1 protein-coding gene is annotated in these 1773 nt (G+C 60.5%); it reads right to left on the reverse strand.

From position 1 onward, the window contains the following. Positions 1-155: 155 nt before the first annotated feature. Positions 156-1691 (reverse strand): integrase catalytic domain-containing protein, encoded by a 1536-nt coding sequence (locus tag EAV90_RS40005; RefSeq protein WP_164937308.1) that lies wholly within the window; start codon positions 1689-1691, stop codon positions 156-158. Positions 1692-1773 lie beyond the last annotated feature (82 nt).

Below are 1773 nucleotides of genomic sequence, written 5' to 3' on the forward strand. Positions count from 1 at the left end.
CATATTGCCTCAGATGACAATGTTACTGAAGCGCACCCTGGTGTCTTTCTGGATCGGCTGCCGCGAGTCGGAGCAAGCCGCTCGCGAAGCGCGCCCTCCAGAGCGCCGTAGCGAGCGAGCGGCTTGCGGTGCTTCGGCGAAAGAACCTGTCAGGATTAAATACGAAGGCGCGAAGCTTGGACCGATAGTGTGATCTCTGTGCTGCTGATGAGCTGTCGAGCGGCCTTTGATCGCCAATTCTTCACCAATCGCTGCACCGTGCGCCGCTGATGGCCGCTGAACCGACCGGGCGCATGCGCTTCCAGCCGGGAGAGAAGATCGACCGCGGACAAGTGCGGAGCCGCGGCGAGCCATTCCTCGATGATGGGAATGTAGGGGTCGAGCATCGATGGCCGACGTGGCACAGGCTTGCGCCGCACATAGCGACGACGATGAATGCCCCGCTGCTCACCCTGTTTCCAACCATCGCCGAGCTCTCGGGCAAAGGCCGCTAAGTCGCCATGCCCCTGCGCGACAGTCATCGCTGGCTTTCCAGCCCGTTGATCGACGCGCTTACCCAGCTCATTCTGAGCGTCCCGCATCTGTGCCAGCAATGCCACCGGATCAAGCGTCCGGTAAATCTCCCGCAGCCGACCTTTGAATGCCTCATTGAGCCTCGGGTGGACCAATGCTCTTTCGTACGGCGTAGCGGGAGGAAGATAGCGCTTGATCATCTTGGCACCTTCGCGGTGCTTCTCCTTCAGCTTAAACGAGGGCTGGAAGAAATTGATGTGCAGCCGTGCCGCCGCAAACAGGCGAGCTAATGAGCGAGCAGCATCAATGCCTTCAAACCGCCCGTAGCCCACCAGGCGGCGAACGATAGCTCCGTTCTTTTGTTCAACGAATGCCTGATCGTTCTTCTTGTAGGCCCTGGAACGAGTGACTTCGACATCGTGAGAACGGCACCACGACACGACCGTGTCGTTCATGAAGGCGCTGTCGTTGTCAAAATCGAGCCCCCGAACGGGCCAGGGAAATAGGTTCTGCGCGCGCTCGAGAGCTTCGACCACAAGAGCTGCTTCACGCACGACGAGCGGAAAGCATTCGGTCCACCCCGTTGCGATATCCACCATTGTTAGCGTCTGAATGAACGCGCCGGATACGGACATGCCGCCGTGCGCAACCAGATCCGCTTCGCAGTACCCCGGCGGAGGTGATCCCCAGTCATTGAATGTACGCACCGGGACTTGCCGCCGTACGGCACTGGAAAAGCCCGCCCGCCGTCGGCGTCCTCCGGCTGCTGCGATCTTTACGTCGCTCAGCAGGCGATCGATCGTCGCCGCGCTCACCTTCAAAACCTTCGACCTCTCATCGGCAGAAAGCTTCAATCTGCCGTGCCGTTCAAGAGCCGGAAGCAAAAACGGGATCATCGCGACGAGCCGCTTACTGCAGAGCCGGTCAGAGGCGTCCCATAGCACAATCAGTGCAACGCGAATGGAAGCTCCGTAGGTCCGGCTCCGTCGCCGCGGCACGGCCGATCCCGATGCCCCGTCCACCGACAGTGCTCGGATAGCGTGCTTGCGATGCCATCCCGTAACGGCACACAGCTCGTCCAGGATCCGTGCCTTCTCGAGCCGTCCGCTCGCCCGATAACGCTCCACCAGCGCTGATGTGATCTCGCGCTTTGCGCGCATGCTGATCTTCCCTGCCATACCCGCCACCGAACTGATTCGGCAGCTCCGCCCCAGACACGACAGGGAAGTTGTCCGGTAACATTTTTACTGAGGCAATGCG

Source organism: Bradyrhizobium vignae, from assembly GCF_004114425.1.
GTDB classification, from domain to species: domain Bacteria; phylum Pseudomonadota; class Alphaproteobacteria; order Rhizobiales; family Xanthobacteraceae; genus Bradyrhizobium; species Bradyrhizobium vignae.

Coding starts and splice junctions, on each gene's coding strand:
- EAV90_RS40005 (WP_164937308.1), bottom strand. CDS start 1,691: ATGGCAGGGAAGATCAGCATGCGCGCAAAGCGCGAGATCACATCAGCG.